The 19689-nt window shown below is 52.0% G+C and carries 20 protein-coding genes; 11 read left to right on the plus strand and 9 right to left on the minus strand.

Annotated elements, in window-relative coordinates; all coding sequences use genetic code 11:
• Positions 1 to 132: 132 nt before the first annotated feature.
• Complete coding sequence (pdhR, locus tag BV494_RS13355) at positions 133 to 903, minus strand: pyruvate dehydrogenase complex transcriptional repressor PdhR (protein ID WP_104923315.1); 771 nt, start codon at positions 901 to 903, stop codon at positions 133 to 135.
• 428 nt (positions 904 to 1331) lie between these two features.
• On the opposite strand from pdhR, the gene aroP reads away from it, so the two are divergent.
• The 3 genes from aroP to BV494_RS13370 all read left to right on the plus strand — a co-directional run bounded on the left by aroP (position 1332) and on the right by BV494_RS13370 (position 5329).
• Positions 1332 to 2702, plus strand: a complete 1371-nt coding sequence (aroP, locus tag BV494_RS13360) for an aromatic amino acid transporter AroP (RefSeq protein ID WP_104923316.1) — start codon at positions 1332 to 1334, stop codon at positions 2700 to 2702.
• 217 nt (positions 2703 to 2919) lie between these two features.
• Positions 2920 to 4356: a glycoside-pentoside-hexuronide (GPH):cation symporter gene (locus tag BV494_RS13365; RefSeq protein WP_104923317.1), complete on the plus strand. Its 1437-nt coding sequence runs from the start codon at positions 2920 to 2922 to the stop codon at positions 4354 to 4356.
• Positions 4349 to 5329, plus strand: coding sequence for a glycoside hydrolase family 43 protein (locus BV494_RS13370; RefSeq protein ID WP_104923318.1), 981 nt, complete (start codon positions 4349 to 4351; stop codon positions 5327 to 5329). The genes BV494_RS13365 and BV494_RS13370 overlap by 8 nt, the downstream gene beginning before the upstream one ends.
• A gap of 71 nt (positions 5330 to 5400) precedes the next feature.
• On the opposite strand, the gene ampE is transcribed toward BV494_RS13370, so the two are convergent.
• Together ampE and ampD are read right to left on the minus strand one after the other, a co-directional pair.
• Positions 5401 to 6255, minus strand: coding sequence for a beta-lactamase regulator AmpE (ampE, locus tag BV494_RS13375; RefSeq protein WP_104923319.1), 855 nt, complete (start codon positions 6253 to 6255; stop codon positions 5401 to 5403).
• Positions 6256 to 6312: 57 nt separating this feature from the next.
• Entirely contained in the window at positions 6313 to 6885 is a 573-nt protein-coding gene (ampD, locus tag BV494_RS13380; protein WP_104923320.1) for a 1,6-anhydro-N-acetylmuramyl-L-alanine amidase AmpD, read from the minus strand.
• Between the two features lie 94 nt (positions 6886 to 6979).
• On the opposite strand from ampD, the gene nadC reads away from it, so the two are divergent.
• Positions 6980 to 7873: a carboxylating nicotinate-nucleotide diphosphorylase gene (gene nadC, locus BV494_RS13385; RefSeq protein ID WP_104923321.1), complete on the plus strand. Its 894-nt coding sequence runs from the start codon at positions 6980 to 6982 to the stop codon at positions 7871 to 7873.
• Between the two features lie 8 nt (positions 7874 to 7881).
• On the opposite strand, the gene BV494_RS13390 is transcribed toward nadC, so the two are convergent.
• Positions 7882 to 8118, minus strand: coding sequence for a hypothetical protein (locus tag BV494_RS13390; protein ID WP_104923322.1), 237 nt, complete (start codon positions 8116 to 8118; stop codon positions 7882 to 7884).
• Positions 8119 to 8168: 50 nt separating this feature from the next.
• Between BV494_RS13390 and ppdD the strand changes: the two genes are divergently transcribed.
• Genes ppdD through hofC form a run of 3 tightly spaced genes read left to right on the plus strand, consistent with a single transcriptional unit; the run spans position 8169 to position 11328 of the window.
• A complete protein-coding gene (gene ppdD, locus BV494_RS13395; RefSeq protein WP_104923323.1) occupies positions 8169 to 8618 on the plus strand; it encodes a prepilin peptidase-dependent pilin in 450 nt (149 codons plus the stop codon).
• The gene (gene gspE, locus BV494_RS13400; RefSeq protein WP_104923324.1) at positions 8615 to 10111 is read left to right on the plus strand and encodes a type II secretion system protein GspE; all 1497 of its coding nucleotides are present in this window, start codon (positions 8615 to 8617) and stop codon (positions 10109 to 10111) included. Before ppdD ends, gspE begins: the two co-directional genes overlap by 4 nt.
• Positions 10108 to 11328 carry a protein transport protein HofC gene (hofC, locus tag BV494_RS13405; RefSeq protein ID WP_104923325.1) on the plus strand — a complete coding sequence of 407 codons (1221 nt, stop codon included), beginning with the start codon at positions 10108 to 10110 and terminating at the stop codon, positions 11326 to 11328. Before gspE ends, hofC begins: the two co-directional genes overlap by 4 nt.
• Before the next feature lie 60 nt (positions 11329 to 11388).
• On the opposite strand, the gene BV494_RS13410 is transcribed toward hofC, so the two are convergent.
• The gene (locus BV494_RS13410; RefSeq protein ID WP_104923326.1) at positions 11389 to 12432 is read right to left on the minus strand and encodes a GMP reductase; all 1044 of its coding nucleotides are present in this window, start codon (positions 12430 to 12432) and stop codon (positions 11389 to 11391) included.
• A 241-nt stretch (positions 12433 to 12673) separates the two neighbouring features.
• Here BV494_RS13410 and coaE point away from each other — a divergent pair, with 241 nt between their 5' ends.
• Genes coaE through yacG form a run of 3 tightly spaced genes read left to right on the plus strand, consistent with a single transcriptional unit; the run spans position 12674 to position 14261 of the window.
• The gene (coaE, locus tag BV494_RS13415; RefSeq protein ID WP_104923327.1) at positions 12674 to 13303 is read left to right on the plus strand and encodes a dephospho-CoA kinase; all 630 of its coding nucleotides are present in this window, start codon (positions 12674 to 12676) and stop codon (positions 13301 to 13303) included.
• Positions 13296 to 14048, plus strand: coding sequence for a cell division protein ZapD (gene zapD / locus BV494_RS13420; RefSeq protein WP_104923328.1), 753 nt, complete (start codon positions 13296 to 13298; stop codon positions 14046 to 14048). Before coaE ends, zapD begins: the two co-directional genes overlap by 8 nt.
• Before the next feature lie 9 nt (positions 14049 to 14057).
• Positions 14058 to 14261 (plus strand): DNA gyrase inhibitor YacG, encoded by a 204-nt coding sequence (gene yacG / locus BV494_RS13425; RefSeq protein WP_104923329.1) that lies wholly within the window; start codon positions 14058 to 14060, stop codon positions 14259 to 14261.
• A 79-nt stretch (positions 14262 to 14340) separates the two neighbouring features.
• Here the strand turns inward: yacG and mutT are convergent, their stop codons facing one another.
• The 3 genes from mutT to secM form a co-directional block, all read right to left on the minus strand.
• Entirely contained in the window at positions 14341 to 14742 is a 402-nt protein-coding gene (gene mutT, locus BV494_RS13430) for an 8-oxo-dGTP diphosphatase MutT (protein ID WP_104923330.1), read from the minus strand.
• A 111-nt stretch (positions 14743 to 14853) separates the two neighbouring features.
• Positions 14854 to 17571 carry a preprotein translocase subunit SecA gene (secA, locus tag BV494_RS13435; protein WP_104923331.1) on the minus strand — a complete coding sequence of 906 codons (2718 nt, stop codon included), beginning with the start codon at positions 17569 to 17571 and terminating at the stop codon, positions 14854 to 14856.
• An 80-nt stretch (positions 17572 to 17651) separates the two neighbouring features.
• Complete coding sequence (gene secM / locus BV494_RS13440; protein ID WP_104923332.1) at positions 17652 to 18179, minus strand: secA translation cis-regulator SecM; 528 nt, start codon at positions 18177 to 18179, stop codon at positions 17652 to 17654.
• A 26-nt stretch (positions 18180 to 18205) separates the two neighbouring features.
• On the opposite strand from secM, the gene BV494_RS13445 reads away from it, so the two are divergent.
• A complete protein-coding gene (locus BV494_RS13445; RefSeq protein WP_104923333.1) occupies positions 18206 to 18733 on the plus strand; it encodes a DUF721 domain-containing protein in 528 nt (175 codons plus the stop codon).
• 12 nt (positions 18734 to 18745) lie between these two features.
• On the opposite strand, the gene lpxC is transcribed toward BV494_RS13445, so the two are convergent.
• Positions 18746 to 19663, minus strand: a complete 918-nt coding sequence (gene lpxC / locus BV494_RS13450; protein ID WP_101075170.1) for a UDP-3-O-acyl-N-acetylglucosamine deacetylase — start codon at positions 19661 to 19663, stop codon at positions 18746 to 18748.
• Positions 19664 to 19689: the final 26 nt, after the last annotated feature.

Genomic DNA, 19689 nt, shown 5'->3' on the forward strand with positions numbered 1-19689 from the left:
GTTTATCTGGAGCCTGTCTTCCTGCGCTCTTGCTTTAAAAGCTCTTCGTAATGAACAAAACGCACGAAGACAGGCCCGTCATGTAGTTGCCGTTAGCCCTCAAATGAAGGCTCTAAAAATTAACCCCGAAGGTTAACTTTCATCTTTTCTTTGCTGGAGCCGTCGTAAAGACCGATCCCGCCGGGTGTGTTCCCTGCTGAGATCCAGCAAAACTTCTTCTATGAACGCCAGGTGACGGTGAGATGCGGCACGCGCTATTTCTGGTTCCCGTGCAACAATCGCCTCGAAAATACTGGCGCGGTGGTTGCTTACCGTGGCCAGCATTTCCCGGCGTGAGTAAAGCAATTCAAAGTTCTGTCGAACATTCTTCCCGAGCATCGGTCCCATACAGCGAACCAGATGCAGCAGCACGACATTATGCGCTGCTTCTGTTACAGCAACCTGATACTGCATAACCGCATCGGCTTCTGCGTCCAGATCTCCGCTGTCCTGTGCGGTCTGAATGACCACGTGGCAATCGCGAATGCGCTGCAAATCTTCCTCTGTGCCACGAAGCGCCGCGTAATACGCAGCGATCCCTTCAAGGGCATGGCGTGTTTCAAGGAGATCGAATTGTGATTCAGGATGGTCGGCCAGTAACTCAGCCAGCGGGTCACTCACGCTTTGCCACAGATTACTTTGGACGAAAGTACCACCACCCTGGCGGCGCAGGAGCAGTCCCTTCCCTTCCAGGCTTTGGATAGCCTCTCTGAGAGAAGGTCGCGAAACATCAAACTGTTTGGCCAGTTCGCGCTCTGGCGGAAGCTTTTCCCCGGGTCTCAAGGTGCCTTCGAGGATCAGGAACTCAAGTTGCTGCTCGATCACATCGGATAACTTAGGCTGTCTGATTTTGCTGTAAGCCATATCTGTGTTGTTCTCTGCGAGTAGCGACTCTGTAAGTTGCCGGAGTCAATTGGTAATACCAATTTAAAAAACGTGGCCGTAAAGTAACAAAGTATTCACCTTGTGTCCATATGGCTACCGAGTAAATGCGTCGACCGCGCACATTTTAACAAATTCTTATCAACTCTCGGTTTTTCTCTGCTTCAGGTCACATTTTTTAGATCCTGAACAAATTTCCAGTCAATTTGGCTATTTGTTATGCAGACGGCGCATAAACCCCGTGCAAACTTTTGCGCATAACACTATTCTTGCCCGAACGGTAGATGATGCTGCTTTTTAGGCACAATCTAGCCGTAAATAATTAAATACAAAAAGTGTAATTATCGCCTTACATTCTATCTAACACGCAGAATGTTATGGGTTTTGCCCCAATGACAGAGGACAGGTAAATGGTTGATCAACAAAAAGGCGATGAGCTGAAGCGCGGCCTGAAAAACCGTCATATTCAGTTGATCGCGCTGGGTGGGGCTGTCGGGACAGGTCTGTTTCTGGGCAGCGCCTCCGTCATCCAGTCCGCGGGCCCTGGGATTATTCTCGGCTACGCGATCGCTGGTTTTATTGCGTTTTTAATTATGCGCCAGTTAGGCGAGATGGTGGTTGAAGAGCCGGTTGCCGGGTCATTCAGCCATTTTGCTTATAAATACTGGGGCGGATTTGCCGGTTTTGCTTCCGGCTGGAACTACTGGGTGCTTTACGTTCTGGTGGCGATGGCTGAACTGACGGCAGTCGGTAAGTATATTCAGTTCTGGTACCCGGAGATCCCAACCTGGGCTTCCGCCGCCGTATTCTTTGTGGTGATCAACGCCATCAACCTGACTAACGTCAAAGTGTTCGGGGAAATGGAGTTCTGGTTTGCGATCATTAAAGTGGTTGCCGTTGTTGCCATGATTCTGTTCGGCGGCTGGTTACTGTTTAGCGACACCGCAGGCCCGCAAGCCACCGTCCGCAACCTGTGGGAGCAAGGCGGTTTCCTGCCTCACGGCATGACCGGGCTGGTAATGATGATGGCTATCATTATGTTCTCGTTCGGCGGCCTTGAGCTGGTCGGTATTACCGCCGCAGAAGCGGATAATCCTGAAATCAGTATTCCTAAAGCGACCAACCAGGTTATCTACCGCATCCTGATTTTCTATGTGGGTTCGCTGGCGGTTCTGCTTTCCCTGATGCCGTGGACACGTGTCGGGCCGGATACCAGCCCGTTTGTCCTGATCTTCCATGATTTGGGTGATGCGCTGGTCGCCAACGCACTGAACGTCGTGATCCTGACGGCGGCATTGTCGGTCTATAACAGCTGCGTTTACTGCAACAGCCGCATGTTGTTTGGTCTGGCTCAGCAAGGAAACGCACCGAAAGCCTTGCTCAATGTCGACAAGCGTGGCGTTCCGGTGGCATCAATCCTCGTGTCTGCCGCAACGACTGCACTTTGCGTACTGATTAACTACCTGATGCCGGGCGAAGCTTTCGGCCTGCTGATGGCGCTGGTGGTTTCTGCACTGGTGATCAACTGGGCGATGATCAGCCTCGCACACATCAAATTCCGTCAGGCGATGCGCCGCGCGGGTATTGAAACCAAGTTTAAAGCGTTGCTTTATCCGGTGGGTAACTACATCTGTCTGCTGTTCATGGCCGCAATTCTGGTGATTATGGCCATCACGCCGGGCATGGCGATCTCCGTCTGGCTGATCCCAGTCTGGCTGGTGATCCTGGGCATTGGCTACTGGATTAAAAATCAGCAAAGTGGCAAATCGGTTAACGCGTAAGCCTCCGGTTTATCACCGCTAAAACCTGAAGCGCCCCGGCTAAGTTTCACTTACCGGGGCGCTTTGTTATATGCGTCACAGTTTACCCAGCATGACCAGATCGTCCATCTTCATGACTCTTACCTCCTGACTCCTCTTCACTTCTCCAGCCAATACTCAATGCTATCAAACAGTTTTTTAACAACTCACCTTTTTAACCAATAGCCGGAGAACATCCATGAAGGAAGGCGCGCTGTCGTTCAAAGAGAAAGTAGCGTACGGAATGGGAGATGCGGGCTGCAATATGATTGGTGGTGCCATCATGTTGTTCCTCAATTATTTTTATACCGACGTTTTCGGGCTCGCCCCGGCGCTGGTCGGCGTATTGCTGCTGTCGGTGCGGGTTATCGACGCCGTCACTGACCCGATAATGGGGGCAATTGCTGACCGCACCACCACCCGCTGGGGCCGTTTCCGCCCGTATTTGTTATGGGTATCGGTGCCCTACGTTCTGTTCAGCGTGCTGATGTTTACCACGCCAGAATGGAGCTACAACAGCAAAGTTATCTATGCTTTCATTACCTATTTCCTGATGTCGCTAACCTATACCGCCATCAACATTCCTTACTGCTCGCTCGGCGGCGTGATTACCGCTGACCCGCATGAGCGCGTCGCTTGCCAGTCTTACCGCTTCTTTATGGTCGGTATTGCGACATTAATTTTGTCTTCCACCCTGTTGCCCATGGCCGATTTCTTTGGTGGCGCGGACAAAGCCAAGGGCTACCAGATGTCGATGGGCGTCATGGCGATCATCGCGCTGTTTATGTTCCTGTTCTGCTTCAGCTCTGTGAAAGAACGCATCCAGCCTGCCGTACCGTCAAAACACGCCTTAAAATCCGACCTGAAAGATGTATGGAAAAATGACCAGTGGGTCCGAATTCTGCTGCTGACTTTTTGCAACGTCTGCCCCGGCTTCATCCGCATGGCGGCCACTATGTATTACGTCACCTGGGTGATGGAAAAATCGACGTCATTCGCCAGTATGTTTATCAGCCTCGGCGTGGTCGGCATGATGATTGGCAGTGCGCTGGCGAAACCGCTGACGGACAAATACTGCAAACTGAAAGTCTTCTTCTGGGCCAATATCATCCTGACCATTTTCTCCTGCGGATTCTATTTCCTCGACCCGCATGCCACGACGCTAATCCTGGTGGCTTACTTTGTTCTGAACATCATGCATCAGCTTCCTTCCCCGCTGCACTGGTCGCTGATGGCCGACGTGGATGACTACGGCGAATGGAAAACCGGTAAACGTGTCACCGGGATCAGCTTCTCCGGCAACCTGTTCTTCCTGAAATGCGGGCTGGCCGTGGCCGGTGCGATGGTCGGATTCCTGCTCTCCGCTTACGGCTACAACGCGGGCGCGGCGCAGCAAAGTGACCATGCGATTAACGGGATTGTGCTGCTGTTTACCGTCATTCCTGGCGTCGGTTATCTCATTACCGCTGGGGTAGTACGCCTGCTGAAAGTGGATCGCGAAACCATGCGGACAATCCAGGCGGATCTGGAAATTCGCCGTCGCAACTACCGCGAACTCAATGAATATCATGATGAAAAACAGGCGCAGGAACTTGCCTCTGCGCCCCTTCACAGCAAGGAGCTGAAACATGAGTGATTACCCGAATCCGCTGATCGAACAGCGCGCGGATCCTCACATCTGGCTGCACAACGACGGCCACTATTACTTTATTGCTTCGGTTCCGGAATATGACCGGCTCGAAATCCGGCGCTCGTCAACGCTGACCGGGCTTTCCGACGCGTCCGCCACCGTCGTCTGGCATAAACCCGATACCGGCCCGATGAGCGCGCTGATCTGGGCACCTGAATTGCACTTCATCGACGGAAAATGGGTGATTTACTACGCCGCTGCGCCTTCACAGGAGATTGTTGATGGCTTATTCCAGCACCGCATGTATGCGCTGATGTGTGAAGATGCCGATCCGCAGACAGGGAAATGGGTGGAGAAAGGCAGGATTCGGACGCCAATCGACAGTTTCTCGCTCGATGCAACGCACTTTGAACATCAGGGCAAAAGCTATTATCTGTGGGCGCAAAAAGACCCGGCGATTCGCGGTAACTCTAATTTGTACATCGCCGAAATGGAAAATCCGTGGACGCTGAAATCGCCGCCCGTCATGCTCAGCAAACCGGAACTGGACTGGGAAATTATCGGCTTTTGGGTAAATGAAGGTCCGGCGGTGATTAAGCACGGCGATAAGATTTTCATTACTTATTCCGCCAGCGCGACCGATGAAAATTACTGTATCGGGCTGCTCTCGGCAGATACCGGCAGCAATCTCCTCGACGCGGCTGCGTGGCATAAATCGCCACGACCGGTTTTCACCACAAATATGCAGAACAGACAGTTTGGCCCCGGCCACAACAGCTTTACCCGCAACGAACAGGGCGAAGACGTGCTGGTTTACCATGCCCGAAATTACACAGAAATTGAAGGCGACCCGCTTTACGACCCTAACCGCCACACCCGGATTAAAACCTTCGCATGGGATGAAAACGGACTGCCGGACTTTGGCGTTCCAGAGCCGGATAACCGGCCGCTGACGTTGCAGAAAAATACTGCGCAATAAAAACAAAAAGCCCGGCAACAGAAATGTGTCGGGCTTTTGAATGTGTGCTTTTGCTTCGCGATAATCAGGCCTTAAATCAGCGCGCCGTAAATCGTCAGAACCGCGACCACAACCAGAATAATCATGGTGACTTTGCGTGCCAGACCCACGGCAGCGCGAGGCGTTTGAACGGGATCCAAATGCGGATCGCGCGCCAGAGAGAACTGCGCCAGCCTTGTCAGCACCTGATACTGCGAAGAATGAATATCGCCCAGTGACGCAAACCATGCCGGTAATGCTTTCTCACCGTGTCCGAGCAGCGCATACGCCGCACCTGCAAGACGAACAGGGATCCAGTCAAGAACATGCAGCAGGCTGTCGACGCCGGACTGCGAGCGTTTGAGCGGCGTCATGTGACGCGCCAGCCAGGTCTGATAACCCCGCAGAACGGCGTATCCGCCCAACGCGACAGGCCCCAATGGGCCGCAGACCACAAACCAAAACAGTGGCCCGAGATAATAACGGTAGTTTATCCACAAGAGCGCATTTTGCAGTTCTCTCAAGCGGGCTTCTTCCGTGCAATCACTCGGTAACCCGTGGATCAGCGCCAGCTCTTCCGCCATCTCTTTACAGGCGTCCGCATCGCCCTGACGGGCAGATTTCAAATAGGCACGATAATGTTTGCGCTTAATGCCTGCACCGATGCACAGCAGACACAAAATCACCCAGATTACGAGGGACGGCACGCCAAAAAACAGCCCGTGCAGGGCACGCAAAATAGCCCAGATCACCGCCATCCAGACAATCATGATCGCCAGCGTTTTGGCTAAAGAAGTCTGCCGTCCGCGACGGAATATGAACTCAAACCGATGATCCAACTGCCAGTGTTCACCCAGTTTGAACAACCGTTCCCAGGCCAGTACCAGCAGCAAAGTAAATAACGTCATCGCCTGTCACTCTCTCTCTTTACACATGCTTAAAACAGAAACCGGTGGCCTTTTCACTCACTGGTCAGAAGGCTTATTTTGCCCTAACGGCGATGCTAACAGCTTGCGATAAAATGCCCAGTCGAACTCAGGGCCGGGATCTGTTTTGCGTCCCGGCGCGATATCGCTGTGCCCGGTAATGGCATCCAGACTAATCGGATAGTGCTTAATTAACAAGCCGGTAACGTCCGCAAGGCTGCGATACTGCGCTTGCGTGAAGGGCACAAAATCGGTGCCTTCCAGCTCAATACCAATCGAAAAATCATTGCAGCGCTCACGCCCGCGCCAGGTCGAAACACCGGCATGCCAGGCGCGTTTATCAAACGGAACATACTGAACAATCTCGCCATCACGGCGGATCAGGCAATGTGCCGCCACGCGCAGCTGGTGGATCCCTTCAAAGTAAGGATCATCCTGCGGATCCAGCGTGCCGGTAAATAGTTGATCAATATAAGGACCGCCGAACTTTCCGGGTGGCAGACTGATGTTATGGACGACCAGCAAAGAAGGGTTCTCGTCGTCAGGACGGAGATCAAAATGGGGGGAAACAACCTGCCGGGCTCCGGCAATCCAGCCATGTTCTAAGTGCATCAAAGGCCTCAATGATGTGCTTGTGTGGTACTTATCACAGCAACAGGGTAGCATGTTTTTTTGTCCTTCTTATCCGCCATTTCGGAGTATTTGTATGTCCACTCGCAGCTACAGCCCTGAAAGTCGCCGCGCACAGTTACTCGAACGTATTCAGCATGATATCCCTGCCATTGTGACTCAGGCGCTTGGCGAAGACCTCGGGGGCGAGGCTAACGCTGACAATGACTTAACCGCACAGCTTTTGCCGAAGGATAAAGACGCGAACGCGACGATCATCACCCGTGAAGCCGGTATTTTTTGCGGACAGCGCTGGCTGGATGAAGTCTTCCAGCAGCTGGCCGGTGATAAAGTTTCCGTAAAATGGCACGTCAAAGACGGTGACGTCGTTTCTGAAAACCAGAAACTGTGTGAACTGACCGGCTCCGCGCGCGTGCTGCTGACCGGCGAGCGCACCGCACTGAATTTCGTCCAGACGCTCTCAGGCGTGGCTACCGAAGTAAATCACTACGTGAAAATACTCGAAGGCACGAAAACCCGGCTGCTGGACACGCGCAAAACCTTGCCAGGGCTGCGTACGGCGCTGAAATATGCCGTCCTGTGCGGTGGTGGAAGCAATCACCGCCTCGGCCTGGCGGATGCATTTCTTATCAAAGAAAACCACATTATTGCCTGTGGCTCGATCAAAGCCGCCGTTGAACGCGCATTGTGGATCCACGCAGATGTTCCTGTCGAAGTGGAAGTGGAATCACTCGACGAACTTCAGCAGGCACTGGATGCGGGCGCTGACATTATCATGCTCGACAACTTCACCGTTCCGATGATGCGTGAAGGCGTAGCCCTGACCGCTGGCCGCGCGCTGCTTGAAGTCTCCGGCAACGTCACTGAGAAAACGCTGCGTGAATTTGCCGAAACGGGCGTGGATTATATTTCCGTGGGCGCTCTGACCAAGCATGTCCGCGCAATGGATCTCTCGATGCGTTTTAGCTGATCACATTTCTACGCTGTTGCCCCTGAATTCCATTTCAGGGGCAACACGACTTCCCTTCGGTCTATTTCATCTTGCCGCACTACCCTCCCACTCATCACAGCTGTCCGCCAGCCTCTTTTTCGTTTGTCTTTCATGGCTGCAAGACATGCCGCAAAAGTTTTAACGCCTTTGTCGCCTTCGGTAAAAACCGTGGAAGGCATCCTGGAAAACTCACCAAAGGCGCTGGAAGAAAATTTCTTCCCCATTTAGTTTGCTGCCGAGCAACAACCACGCAGTCTTACAAATGGAGAAGGCCATGCACCGGCAACAAGGATTTACCCTCATTGAACTGATGGTCGTGATCGCAATTATTGCGATCCTCAGCGCCATCGGCATTCCCGCTTACCAAAGTTACATCCAGAAAGCCGCAATGACCGACATGCTGCAAACGATGGTGCCGTATAAAACCGGCGTCGAGCTGTGCGTTATTGATACCGGTTCATTAACCAGCTGCAACGCAGGCAGCGAAGGGATCCCTGCAGCCGCAACCAGCCGTTATGTCAACAAAACACAGGTCACCGCAGGCGTAATTTCACTCACCGGCCAGCAGGCACTTAACGGGCTGAGCGTCGTCATGACGCCATCGGTTGACGTTCAGGCGGGCGGCATTATCTGGAACCGCACTTGCACCAGCGCCGGAAATGCTGCAATGGCGGAAGCCTGCGAAAGCGTGTTTCGTTTTGATACCACGGGAGCCGTAAAATGACCGATACCCCACTCAATCCTGTTTCACCAACAGACAGCGAAAGGCAGCACAGCGACGCCTCGCTGGACGCCCTTTGTCAGCGTTATAAAGCCATCATTGTGCATCGCGATAAACAGACTCTCCGCGTTGCCTGTCATGAAGCAGAACCAGAGACAGACACGCTGAGTAACGTACTGCGTTTTGCCAGCGGATTAAAAGTTCAGGTTGAACGCTGGCCGCGAGCCAGGCTGGAACAACACACAGGAACGAGCGCGACAGAAACACAGCAGGACACCGCCGACGATAGGCAAACCCCGGCGTCAGGAAACACTGGCGATAATGCGCTGAATGATCAAAGTGATGCGCCGGTGGTGAACGTCCTCAACCAGATTCTGAGACAAGCCATCAGCCGCCGGGCATCGGATATCCATTTTGAACCCTACGAAAACAGTTTCCGTGTCCGCGTGAGAATTGATGGCGTGTTGCAGGAAATCCCCGGCCCTGAATTTTCGATGGCAGCGGGGGTTTGCGCGCGGCTGAAAATCATGGGGCAACTAAATGTTGCCGAACGTCGCTTACCTCAGGACGGTCAGCTTTCCGTCATGCTGCAAAATCAGCGTTACTCGATGCGTGTCTCTTCCCTGCCCACCCTGTACGGTGAAAAAATCGTACTGAGGATCCTGCACATGACCCAGCAGGATCTGGCGATGTCTCAGTTAGGCTTCACGCTGCGCGATCTGGAGTATTTTAAAGCTGCGCTCAAACACCCCCAGGGGCTGATCCTTGTGACCGGCCCGACAGGCAGCGGCAAAACGGTGACGCTTTACAGCGGATTGCGTCATCTCAATGCTATTTCACGCAACATCAGCAGCGTCGAGGATCCGGTGGAAATCCCGGTCAGCGGCATCAATCAAACGCAGATCAACAGCAAGACAGATCTGAGTTTTGCCAGCGTCCTGCGGGCATTGTTGCGGCAAGATCCTGATGTGATCATGGTCGGTGAGATTCGTGATAAAGAAACGGCGGAGATTGCCGTCAAAGCCGCTCAGACCGGCCATCTGGTGCTTTCCACGCTGCATACCAACTCGACCTGCGAAACACTGATCCGGCTTCGACAGATGGGCATTGAAGGTTTCCATATCGCAGCCAGTTTGCGTCTGGTGATTGCCCAAAGACTGGTACGAAAACTGTGCCCACACTGTCGGAAACCACATTTAACGCTGGTCGAAAACGGGCCGGACGGGAAAAGTGGTCCCGCGCCAATGTGGCAGGCGTCGGGCTGCAATCAATGCTTTTCCGGCTATTACGGCAGGATGGGGATTTACGAAATACTGAACATTACTCCCCGGCTGCAACAAGCACTCGTGGCCGATGCCAGCGTCAGCGAGCTGAGTAAAATTGCCCGTGAGCAGGGCCAAAAGACATTACAGGAAGCAGGAATGTTGCTGGTGGAGCAAGGCATTACTTCGCTTGAGGAACTTTATCGGGTGACCGGTGAAGGCCATTGCGCATGAGTGAAACGCCAGTGATCGCTCCCAAATGGCGGCTTTATCACTGGCAGGCCATTGATACGCAAGGAAGTATCCGGCAAGGCGACGCCATTGAGATAAACAGAGACAGTATTTACCAGCAGCTCTTTGTTGCAGGTTTACAGCCTTTGAAGATCAAAATGATCCAGCGTCTCAGGCCGGAATACTGGAAAAACCAGGAGCGTGTTTCCGTTGTCAGGCAGCTCGCCACACTGTTGCAGGCCGGGCTGCCGCTGGTCAGCAGTCTGGCATTGCTGGCAAACGAACACCCGAAACCTGCGTGGCACTGCGTTTTGCATAACGTGGCGAAAGGCGTCAGGGAAGGCAAACCGTTATCGGACATGCTGAGTACTTACCCTGAGGTTTTCCCGGTGATTTACCGGCAGCTTGTTTCCATTGGCGAGCTGACGGGTCAGTTAGATCAATGCTGTTTGCAACTGGCGGCGCAGCAGGAACAGCAGGTGGAACTGAGAATGAAGGTGAAAAAAGCGCTGCGCTATCCGCTGATCGTCAGCGTTATCGCCACCCTCGTGACACTGTTAATGCTGACGCTGGTTCTGCCGGAGTTTGCAAAAATCTATGCCACTTTTGATGCGCAACTGCCCTGGTTTACCCGCATGCTGATCGGGGTATCGGAAGTGTTAGTGAGTTCAGGCCCGTGGCTGGCCGGCATTTTGTTGCTTTGCTGTTTTGGCTATCAGCAAAAGCTGCATCCGCACCCCCGCTGGAAGCTGCGCGAACAAATGCTGCCTCTGCGATTGCCGCTGACGTCCCGGCTGGTCACTGACAGTTGTCTCAGTCAGATTTTTCAAACGCTGGCCATGACGCAACGCGCGGGGATGACGCTGATTGCGGGGCTGGCTGCCGCGTCAGCATCTGTCTCCAACCTGCATTTTCAGGCAGCGCTCGATGTGATTCGTGAAAAAATTATGCAGGGTACGCCCTTACATAAAGCATTTCAGGAATCATCATTGTTTCCTTCGTTATGTCAGCAACTGATAAAAATTGGTGAGGAATCCGGCACGCTCGATGAGTTGTTGCTTAAGCTGGCACAGTTACATAACAGCAGGGCAAATTCGCTGGCGGATACGTTATCGCAAACGATTGAACCGGTACTGATGGCCGTAATGGGTGTGATTGTTGGCGGATTAGTGATTGCGATGTACTTACCCATTTTTCAGCTGGGTTCAGTGATGGGATGACGATGGCGCAGGAAAACATTAGCGGCGAAAACCCGTTTCGCCGCGGATAATTTTACCGGCTTATTTACTGCCGAACAGGCGGTTTTCCTGCTCTGCGACACGGATAAAGGTCGTCCTTTTAGTCAGTTCTTTCAGACGCTCTGCGCCGACATACGTACAGGCAGAACGCAGGCCACCAAGAACGTCACGTACCGTATTCTCGACCGGTCCACGCAAAGGCAGCTTCACGGTTTTGCCTTCCGCAGCGCGATACTCGGCGACACCACCAACGTGGCGTTTCATGGCGGACTCTGAGCTCATGCCGTAGAACAGCATGAATTTCTCGCCATTTTCTTCAACGACGGTGCCTTCACATTCTTCGTGTGCTGCCAGCATACCGCCAAGCATCACGAAATCTGCGCCGCCACCGAACGCTTTCGCCACATCACCAGGAACTGCGCAACCGCCGTCACTGACGATTTGTCCGCCCAGGCCGTGTGCAGCATCCGCGCATTCGATAACAGCAGAAAGCTGGGGATAGCCCACGCCGATTTTGACCCGCGTAGTACACACAGAACCCGGGCCGATACCGACTTTAACGATATCTGCACCAGAGAGAATCAGTTCTTCGACCATTTCGCCCGTGACCACATTACCGGCGCAAATGACTTTGTCCGGGCAGGCTTCACGAACGCGACGCAGGAAACCGACGAAGTGTTCGGAATAGCCGTTAGCGACGTCAAGGCAGACAAATTTCAGCAGCGGGGAAAGCGCGAGGATTTGCAGTGTTTTCACAAAATCGGCTTCTGACGTTCCGGTCGACACCATCACATTGCGCAATACTGACTCGTCAGCAGAAGTGATGAAAGCCTGCCATTGTTCGACGCTGTAATGCTTATGCACCGCGGTCAGCAAACCAAAAGACGCCAGTACCGTCGCCATGCGGAAAGTACCCACTGTATCCATATTGGCAGCGATAATCGGCGTGCCGGACCAGCTGATACCTGAGTGTTTGAATGTGAATGTGCGTTCCAGCTCGACTTCGGAACGGCTTTTGAGGGTAGAACGTTTAGGGCGGATGAGTACGTCTTTAAAACCTAACTTCAAATCTTCTTCAATACGCATGACGGCTTTGTCCTGGTTTGGCGACGGATCGCTAGGGTGTACAACAAATTTTAGACACCCTTTCCAGTGGTTTTATCATACACAGGAAAATGACAACGGCAAGATGGCTTTTACAACACACATCACAGACTTTTGATTGCGCTGATGAATAACTTTTTGCACCAAAACCAAGTCGAAGGCGGCTTGCACTTACTCATAATCTCTTTATCATTTACCTAACTAATTTTATCAGAGCGCCTGTATGAGCTATATCGTTGCATTGACCGGGGGTATAGGAAGCGGTAAAAGCACCGTTGCCGAAAGCTTCAGCCGGCATGGCGTAAGTATTGTCGATGCAGATATTATCGCCCGCCAGGTTGTTGCTCCGGGTGAGCAAGCATTGGAAGAACTGGGTAAAAGATTCGGCACAAGTATTATTCTTGCCGATGGCTCACTGAACCGCCCGGCACTGCGGGAACGCATTTTTAGTAATCCGATTGAAAAAGAATGGGTGAATAAATTATTGCACCCTATTATTCATTCCCGAACGCAGCATCTTATCGCACTAGCGAAAACGCCTTATGTAGTTTGGGTAGTCCCGTTGCTGATCGAAAACGGATTGCAAACCCAGGCCGATCGCATTCTGGTGGTGGATGTCGAGCCACAAATTCAGCTTTCACGCACAATGTTGCGCGATGGCGTTGACCGCCAGCAAGCTGAAAGTATTATTGCCGCGCAGGTGAGCCGTGAAAAACGCCTGGCCTGCGCGGATGACATTATTGATAACAGCGGAGATCCCCAAACGATCGAACCGCGTGTTGCCCAATTACATCGCCAGTATCTGAAACTGGCGGCGGGCGAAAACAGACAGGATATTGCCAAGCATGACTGATGTAGCTGCAACCGTTCTTTTTGAACATCCTCTGAATGAAAAAATGCGTACCTGGTTGCGTATAGAATTTCTGCTACAGCAGATGCACGCCAATGCGCAAATCACTGCGGCGGCTTCGGCTCTCCTGTTCTTCCGCACCGCGTCTGACTTGCTGGACGTGCTGGAACGCGGAGAAGTCCGTACCGATTTGCTCAAAGAGCTGGAACGTCAGCAACAGAAATTATCTCAGTGGCAGGATGTTCCGGGTGTGGATGCATCGCGGATTGACGGATTGCGTGCTGAACTGAAACAGTGCGCTTCCGTGTTGATGAAAGCACCGCGAATTGGCCAGGCGCTGAAAGAAGATCGCCTGATTGCTCTGGTTCGTCAGCGTCAAAGCATTCCGGGCGGTTGTTGCAGTTTCGATTTGCCGACACTACACCTTTGGCTGCATCTGGCACAATCCCAGCGCGACAGTGAAGTGCGAAACTGGCTTGAAACACTCGCTCCGCTCAATAATTCACTCACTATGGTACTGGATTTGATCCGTCAGTCCGGCGCTTTCCGTAATCAAATCAGCCTGAATGGTTTTTTCCAGGATAACGCAGAAGGTGCAGATCTGTTACGCTTGCGCCTCTCGATGGAAAACCAGCTTTACCCGCAAGTTTCCGGGCACAAAACCCGTTATGCCATCCGCTTCTTACCGCTCGACAGCGAACATGGCGTGGTTCCGGCACGACTGAATTTTGAACTTGCCTGCTGCTAGGAGTTGCAAATGGATCCCGAAATTATTGAAGTCAATTGCCCGACGTGTAATAAGACGGTTGTCTGGGGCGAAGTCAGTCCTTACCGTCCTTTTTGTTCCAAGCGCTGCCAGCTCATCGATCTCGGTGAGTGGGCCGACGAGGAGAAACGCATTCCGAGCAAAGGGGATGTGAATGATCTGGATGACTGGAGCGAAGAAGAGATTTCGCACTGACGTCCGCCGGATGTCGCATTTAACAGATGTTAAAAAGGGGCGTGGCCCCTTTTTTGTGGGCGCTCTGATTCTCAGACAATCAGAATTCGTTATTTTTAAGCGCGTTCACGACAGTTTCGTTGGCCGGAGGAAATTCTTCCGCTTTCAGGTCTGACTGTTTAACCCAGCGTTTGGGTTGCCCTTCTTTTCCATAGGGCTCGCCCTGCCAATCTTCCACCAGAAAGAAGTAAAGCGTGATAATGCGATCCGGGAACCGGTGTTCAAGCGTTTTCAGCAAAACAGGCGCTTTCGCATCAATGCCCACTTCTTCCTGCAACTCACGAATGACAGCCTGCTCAGGTGTTTCACCCGCTTCAATTTTACCGCCCGGAAACTCCCAAAACCCCGCCATGTGCGAAGACGCATCACGCTGAGTAATAAAGATTTCTTTACCGGAATTCCGGATAATACCGGCTGCGATATTCAGTTGTTTAAGCGTCACTTTTCCACCTATTGACTGACTGTAATGACTGTCTTATATAAGGATTTTTAGACAAAATAAAGGCGGTGATTAGCCGCCTTTAAGATTAACACGATGACTTAGCCTGAGATCTTACTTTTGCAGGCGACCATGGCATTGTTTGTATTTTTTACCAGAACCACATGGGCAGAGATCGTTGCGGCCCACTTTACGCTCACCGGATGCGGCAAGACGTGCAGCTTCAGCCACTTCAATTTCCTGCTGATCCTGATGGCTCAATTGCTGCTGACGTGCCAGATGTTCGGCTTCTTCGCGGCGCTGAATTTCCATTGCTTCAATTTCTTCAGGCATACGAACCTGAACTTTGCTCAGCACGCTGACCACTTCATATTTCAGTGATTCCAGCATGGCAGCAAACATAGCAAAGGATTCGCGTTTGTATTCCTGCTTAGGATCTTTCTGCGCATAACCCCGTAAATGGATACCCTGACGCAGGTAGTCCATTGCGGCCAGATGCTCTTTCCACAGGGAATCAAGCGTTTGCAGCATCACGCCTTTTTCGAAGTTACGCATCATTTCTGCGCCAACCACTTCTTCTTTACGGGCGTAAGATTCTTTCGCGAGTTCCATAATACGTTCGCGCAGGGTTTCTTCATGCAGCTCAGGCTCTTTATCCAGCCACTCTGCAATCGGCATTTCCAGCTCGAAATCTTGTTTCAGTCGATCCTGAAGCCCCTGAACATCCCACATCTCTTCCAGAGACTGCGGTGGAATGTAGCTGTCGATAGTCGCTTTGAACACGTCCTCACGGATGCTGGCGATAGTTTCGCTCACATCAGACACGTCCAGCAGTTCGTTACGCTGGCTGTAGATCGCACGGCGCTGATCGCTGGCGACATCATCGTATTCCAGCAATTGTTTACGGATATCAAAGTTACGGCTTTCAACTTTACGCTGAGCATTCGCAATTGCTTTGGTGACCCAAGGGTGCTCAATCGCTTCGCCCGGTTTCATACCCAGTTTACGCATCATGCTCGTCACACGGTCAGAAGCAAAGATACGCATCAGGGCATCTTCCATAGACAGATAGAAACGAGATGAACCGGCGTCACCCTGACGACCCGCACGACCACGCAGCTGGTTATCGATACGGCGTGATTCGTGACGCTCAGTACCGATAATGTGCAGACCGCCGGAAGCCAGAACGGCATCGTGGCGAATCTGCCATGCTGCTTTGATTTCTGCGATTTTCTCGTCAGTGGCTTCTTCACCCAGGTTTTCAACTTCAACCTGCCAGCTGCCGCCCAGCACGATATCGGTACCACGACCCGCCATGTTGGTTGCGATGGTCACCGCGCTTGGCTGACCCGCCTGTGCAACGATATCCGCTTCTTTGGCGTGGAATTTGGCGTTCAGAACGCTGTGCGCGATGCCCGCTTTGGTCAGTTCATTGGAAACCACTTCGGATTTCTCAATCGAAATGGTACCCACCAGAACCGGCTGGCCTCTGGCAGTACACTGACGGATATCTTCGATAATCGCGCCAATTTTTTCCATTTCAGTCATGTACACCAGATCGGCCATGTCTTTACGCACCATAGGGCGGTTCGTTGGCACAACGATGGTATCCAGTTTGTAGATGGAGCTGAATTCGAACGCTTCAGTATCCGCAGTACCGGTCATACCGGCCAGTTTTTCATACAAACGGAAGTAGTTCTGGAAGGTGATAGAAGCCAGCGTCTGGTTTTCGTTTTGAATATCAACGCCTTCTTTCGCTTCCACTGCCTGATGCAAGCCATCAGACCAGCGGCGACCCTGCATGGTACGACCGGTATGTTCGTCAACGATGATAACTTCACCGTCTTTCACGATGTAATCAACATCGCGGGTAAACAGTACGTGCGCACGCAGCGCAGCGGTCACGTGGTGCATCAGCATAATGTTAGTCGGGGAATACAAAGATTCGCCCTCTTCCATAATGCCTGCATCAACCAGCATTTCTTCGATCAGAACCAGACCGCGTTCGGTCAGATGAACCTGACGCGCTTTCTCATCCACGGAGAAGTGGCCTTCACCCTGGAACGTGTCGGAGTCTTCTTTTTCCTGACGGATCAGTTTAGGGATCAGTTTGTCCACGCGGGTGTACATTTCGGAGCTGTCTTCAGCCGGACCGGAAATGATCAGCGGGGTACGTGCTTCATCGATCAAGATGGAGTCAACCTCATCCACCAGCGCGTAGTGCAGTTTACGCTGAACACGTTCTTCAGGACTGAAAGCCATGTTGTCGCGCAGGTAGTCAAAGCCGTATTCGTTGTTTGTACCGTAAGTAATGTCGGCAGCGTAAGCAGCGCGTTTAGCCGGAGAAGGCATGCCTGGCAAGTTAATACCGATGCTCAGACCGAGGAACTCAAACAGTGGACGGTTATTTTCGGCGTCACGCTGGGCTAAGTAGTCGTTGACGGTCACAACGTGAACGCCTTTACCGCTCAGTGCGTTCAGGTAAGCCGGCAACGTTGCGGTCAGGGTTTTACCTTCACCGGTACGCATTTCCGCGATGCAACGCTCGTTGAGCACCATGCCGCCGAGTAACTGGACGTCAAAGTGACGCATGCCGAATACACGTTTACTGGATTCGCGAACCACCGCAAACGCTTCCGGGATCAGCATTTCAAGCACTTCACCTTTTGCCAGACGCTCACGGAATTCATCGGTTTTAGCTCTCAGTTGATCATCGGTCAGCTTCTGAATTTCAGGTTCCATGCGGCTGATCAGGTCAACTACTTTGCGCATACGGCGCAGTGTACGATCGTTACGGCTACCAAAAACTTTGGTCAATAATTTGATTAACATGATGCTTAATATCTCTTGGAGGCCACCTAACGTAGCCACTAATTTGTTGATTTATAGATAGAGTTTAAACTTACAGTCTGTTAAATCAGGAAGGCCGGGCCGGCACGAATGCCTTGCACCTGTGCTAACCACAGTCCGGTTTGATGCGACGAAGAGAAGGTGTGAAAAGGTTGTTGCGTGTGACGGATGATAACCGGCGGTTTGGATTCATGCGTCAGTAAGGCATTCAGCGTCACCAGCAGCGCAAGTTGCTGTACGTGAAGAGGTTCTGCTTCCTGCGCGACAATTTCAGGTTGGGCTATGGTATAGACAACCTGAGGTGCCAGCGCAAAAGAAAGATGACGGATGACCGTGCGCAGTGCATGCTGCTGCCAGTAATCCACACCGAAAGACGGGCGGCGATTTGCCTGAAGCAATGCGAGATTACTTAGCCCTGTACTGCCGATGTTAAGCCTATTCAGGCTTGAGGACGTATTGGGAACCGCAGGCAGTTCCGTTTGCGAGAGGTTCGTTGACACGCCAAGGCTTGCCGCGACCATCCCCAACAGGAGATGCGGCCAAAAATACTTTCTGCCAAATTGTCGCCAACGATTTAGAATACCAATCACAAGTTTACAATCCGCCGGAGCCCATCATGCGCGATAGCCGCCCACAATTATTAGATATCCTGTTCGATGATGCTTCTTCCACAGAGCAAAGCCCGCTGCGTATTGTTCAACAGCGTGCTGCGGCGTTATTAAAATTAAACCGCGCAGTGAAAGGTCTGTTACCGGCGCCCATGCAACCATGGTGTCGTGTCGGTAATTATCGACAGGGAGTTTTAGTGCTGGAGATAGCCAATGCCAGCTGGATGATGCGCTTACGTTATGAACAACCGGCGCTACTCTCTGCACTTCGAGCGCAAATTCTACCATCTTTGTCGTCAATCGACATCAGGATTAATCCTTCGCTCATGGCGAAAATGGAAAATGCTTCGCAGATTGCTGTTAAAAATAAAGCGATCGCGTCTGAATCGATGCCGGTCAGGCATTTGAGTGCGCAGAGTGCGGAGGAATTACGAGGACTGGCGAGCCGTAGCCCGGAAAAACTCAGAAAGGCATTAGAACGACTGGCTGAATTGGCCGGAGAGGGTGCCAAAACAACCAGTCGTAATAAGTCATGATATCAGTATCGGTTACGCCAATACTGTAGAAGGTGCTTTAAAAGCCACAGGCATTTCAGCTTCATCCTGGAAGGTAACTAATTCCCAGGCTTCCTGCTTAGCCAGTACCGCTTGCAATAACTTGTTGTTCAACGCGTGGCCAGATTTGAATGCGGTAAACGCACCAATAATGTTATGCCCACACATGAACAGGTCGCCAATAGCATCAAGCATTTTGTGACGAACGAATTCATCTTCAAAACGCAGGCCATCTTCGTTAAGCACGCGGTAATCATCCACAACAATCGCGCAATCAAAGCTGCCACCCAGGCACAAACCACGTGACTGCAAATACTCGATATCACGCATAAAACCAAAAGTACGTGCGCGGCTGATTTGGCGAACAAATGCTTCTGCGGAGAAGTTCATTTTGTAACGCTGAGAACTGGAATCAATCGCCGGGTGATTGAAGTCGATAGTGAAGTCCAGAGAGAAACCATTGAATGGTTTGAACTCAGCCCACTTATCACCGTCTTCAACACGCACAGTTTCTTTGATGCGCAGGAATTTCTTCGCGCTCTTCAGTTCTTCGATCCCGGCGTCCATCAGTAGATAGACGAAAGGTGCGGCGCTACCGTCCATAATCGGCACTTCAGGCGCATCGACTTCGATAACAATGTTATCAATGCCCAGCCCCGCTAATGCCGCATTAAGGTGTTCAACCGTAGAAATGCGTACGTCGTGCTCATTCACCAGGCAAGTACAGAGCATGGTATCACGCACGGATTTTGCATCTGCCGGGAAATCAACCGGGGGATTCAAGTCAGTGCGACGATAGATGACCCCGGTATTGGCCGGTGCAGGACGCAGAGTCAGGGTGACTTTCTTGCCGGTATGTAAGCCGACGCCCGTCGCCTGAACGATACGTTTTAATGTACGTTGTTTGATCATCGTTTTTATCTCGCAATGTTATCTAT

The organism is Rahnella sikkimica (assembly GCF_002951615.1).
In the GTDB taxonomy this organism is placed as follows: Bacteria; Pseudomonadota; Gammaproteobacteria; order Enterobacterales; family Enterobacteriaceae; genus Rahnella; species Rahnella sikkimica.

Coding starts and splice junctions, on each gene's coding strand:
- BV494_RS13370 (WP_104923318.1), top strand. CDS start 4,349: ATGAGTGATTACCCGAATCCGCTGATCGAACAGCGCGCGGATCCTCAC.
- lpxC (WP_101075170.1), bottom strand. CDS start 19,663: ATGATCAAACAACGTACATTAAAACGTATCGTTCAGGCGACGGGCGTC.
- aroP (WP_104923316.1), top strand. CDS start 1,332: ATGGTTGATCAACAAAAAGGCGATGAGCTGAAGCGCGGCCTGAAAAAC.
- secA (WP_104923331.1), bottom strand. CDS start 17,571: ATGTTAATCAAATTATTGACCAAAGTTTTTGGTAGCCGTAACGATCGT.
- BV494_RS13445 (WP_104923333.1), top strand. CDS start 18,206: ATGCGCGATAGCCGCCCACAATTATTAGATATCCTGTTCGATGATGCT.
- coaE (WP_104923327.1), top strand. CDS start 12,674: ATGAGCTATATCGTTGCATTGACCGGGGGTATAGGAAGCGGTAAAAGC.
- ampE (WP_104923319.1), bottom strand. CDS start 6,255: ATGACGTTATTTACTTTGCTGCTGGTACTGGCCTGGGAACGGTTGTTC.
- BV494_RS13390 (WP_104923322.1), bottom strand. CDS start 8,118: ATGGGGAAGAAATTTTCTTCCAGCGCCTTTGGTGAGTTTTCCAGGATG.
- gspE (WP_104923324.1), top strand. CDS start 8,615: ATGACCGATACCCCACTCAATCCTGTTTCACCAACAGACAGCGAAAGG.
- BV494_RS13410 (WP_104923326.1), bottom strand. CDS start 12,432: ATGCGTATTGAAGAAGATTTGAAGTTAGGTTTTAAAGACGTACTCATC.
- hofC (WP_104923325.1), top strand. CDS start 10,108: ATGAGTGAAACGCCAGTGATCGCTCCCAAATGGCGGCTTTATCACTGG.
- zapD (WP_104923328.1), top strand. CDS start 13,296: ATGACTGATGTAGCTGCAACCGTTCTTTTTGAACATCCTCTGAATGAA.
- nadC (WP_104923321.1), top strand. CDS start 6,980: ATGTCCACTCGCAGCTACAGCCCTGAAAGTCGCCGCGCACAGTTACTC.
- yacG (WP_104923329.1), top strand. CDS start 14,058: ATGGATCCCGAAATTATTGAAGTCAATTGCCCGACGTGTAATAAGACG.
- BV494_RS13365 (WP_104923317.1), top strand. CDS start 2,920: ATGAAGGAAGGCGCGCTGTCGTTCAAAGAGAAAGTAGCGTACGGAATG.
- ampD (WP_104923320.1), bottom strand. CDS start 6,885: ATGCACTTAGAACATGGCTGGATTGCCGGAGCCCGGCAGGTTGTTTCC.
- ppdD (WP_104923323.1), top strand. CDS start 8,169: ATGCACCGGCAACAAGGATTTACCCTCATTGAACTGATGGTCGTGATC.
- pdhR (WP_104923315.1), bottom strand. CDS start 903: ATGGCTTACAGCAAAATCAGACAGCCTAAGTTATCCGATGTGATCGAG.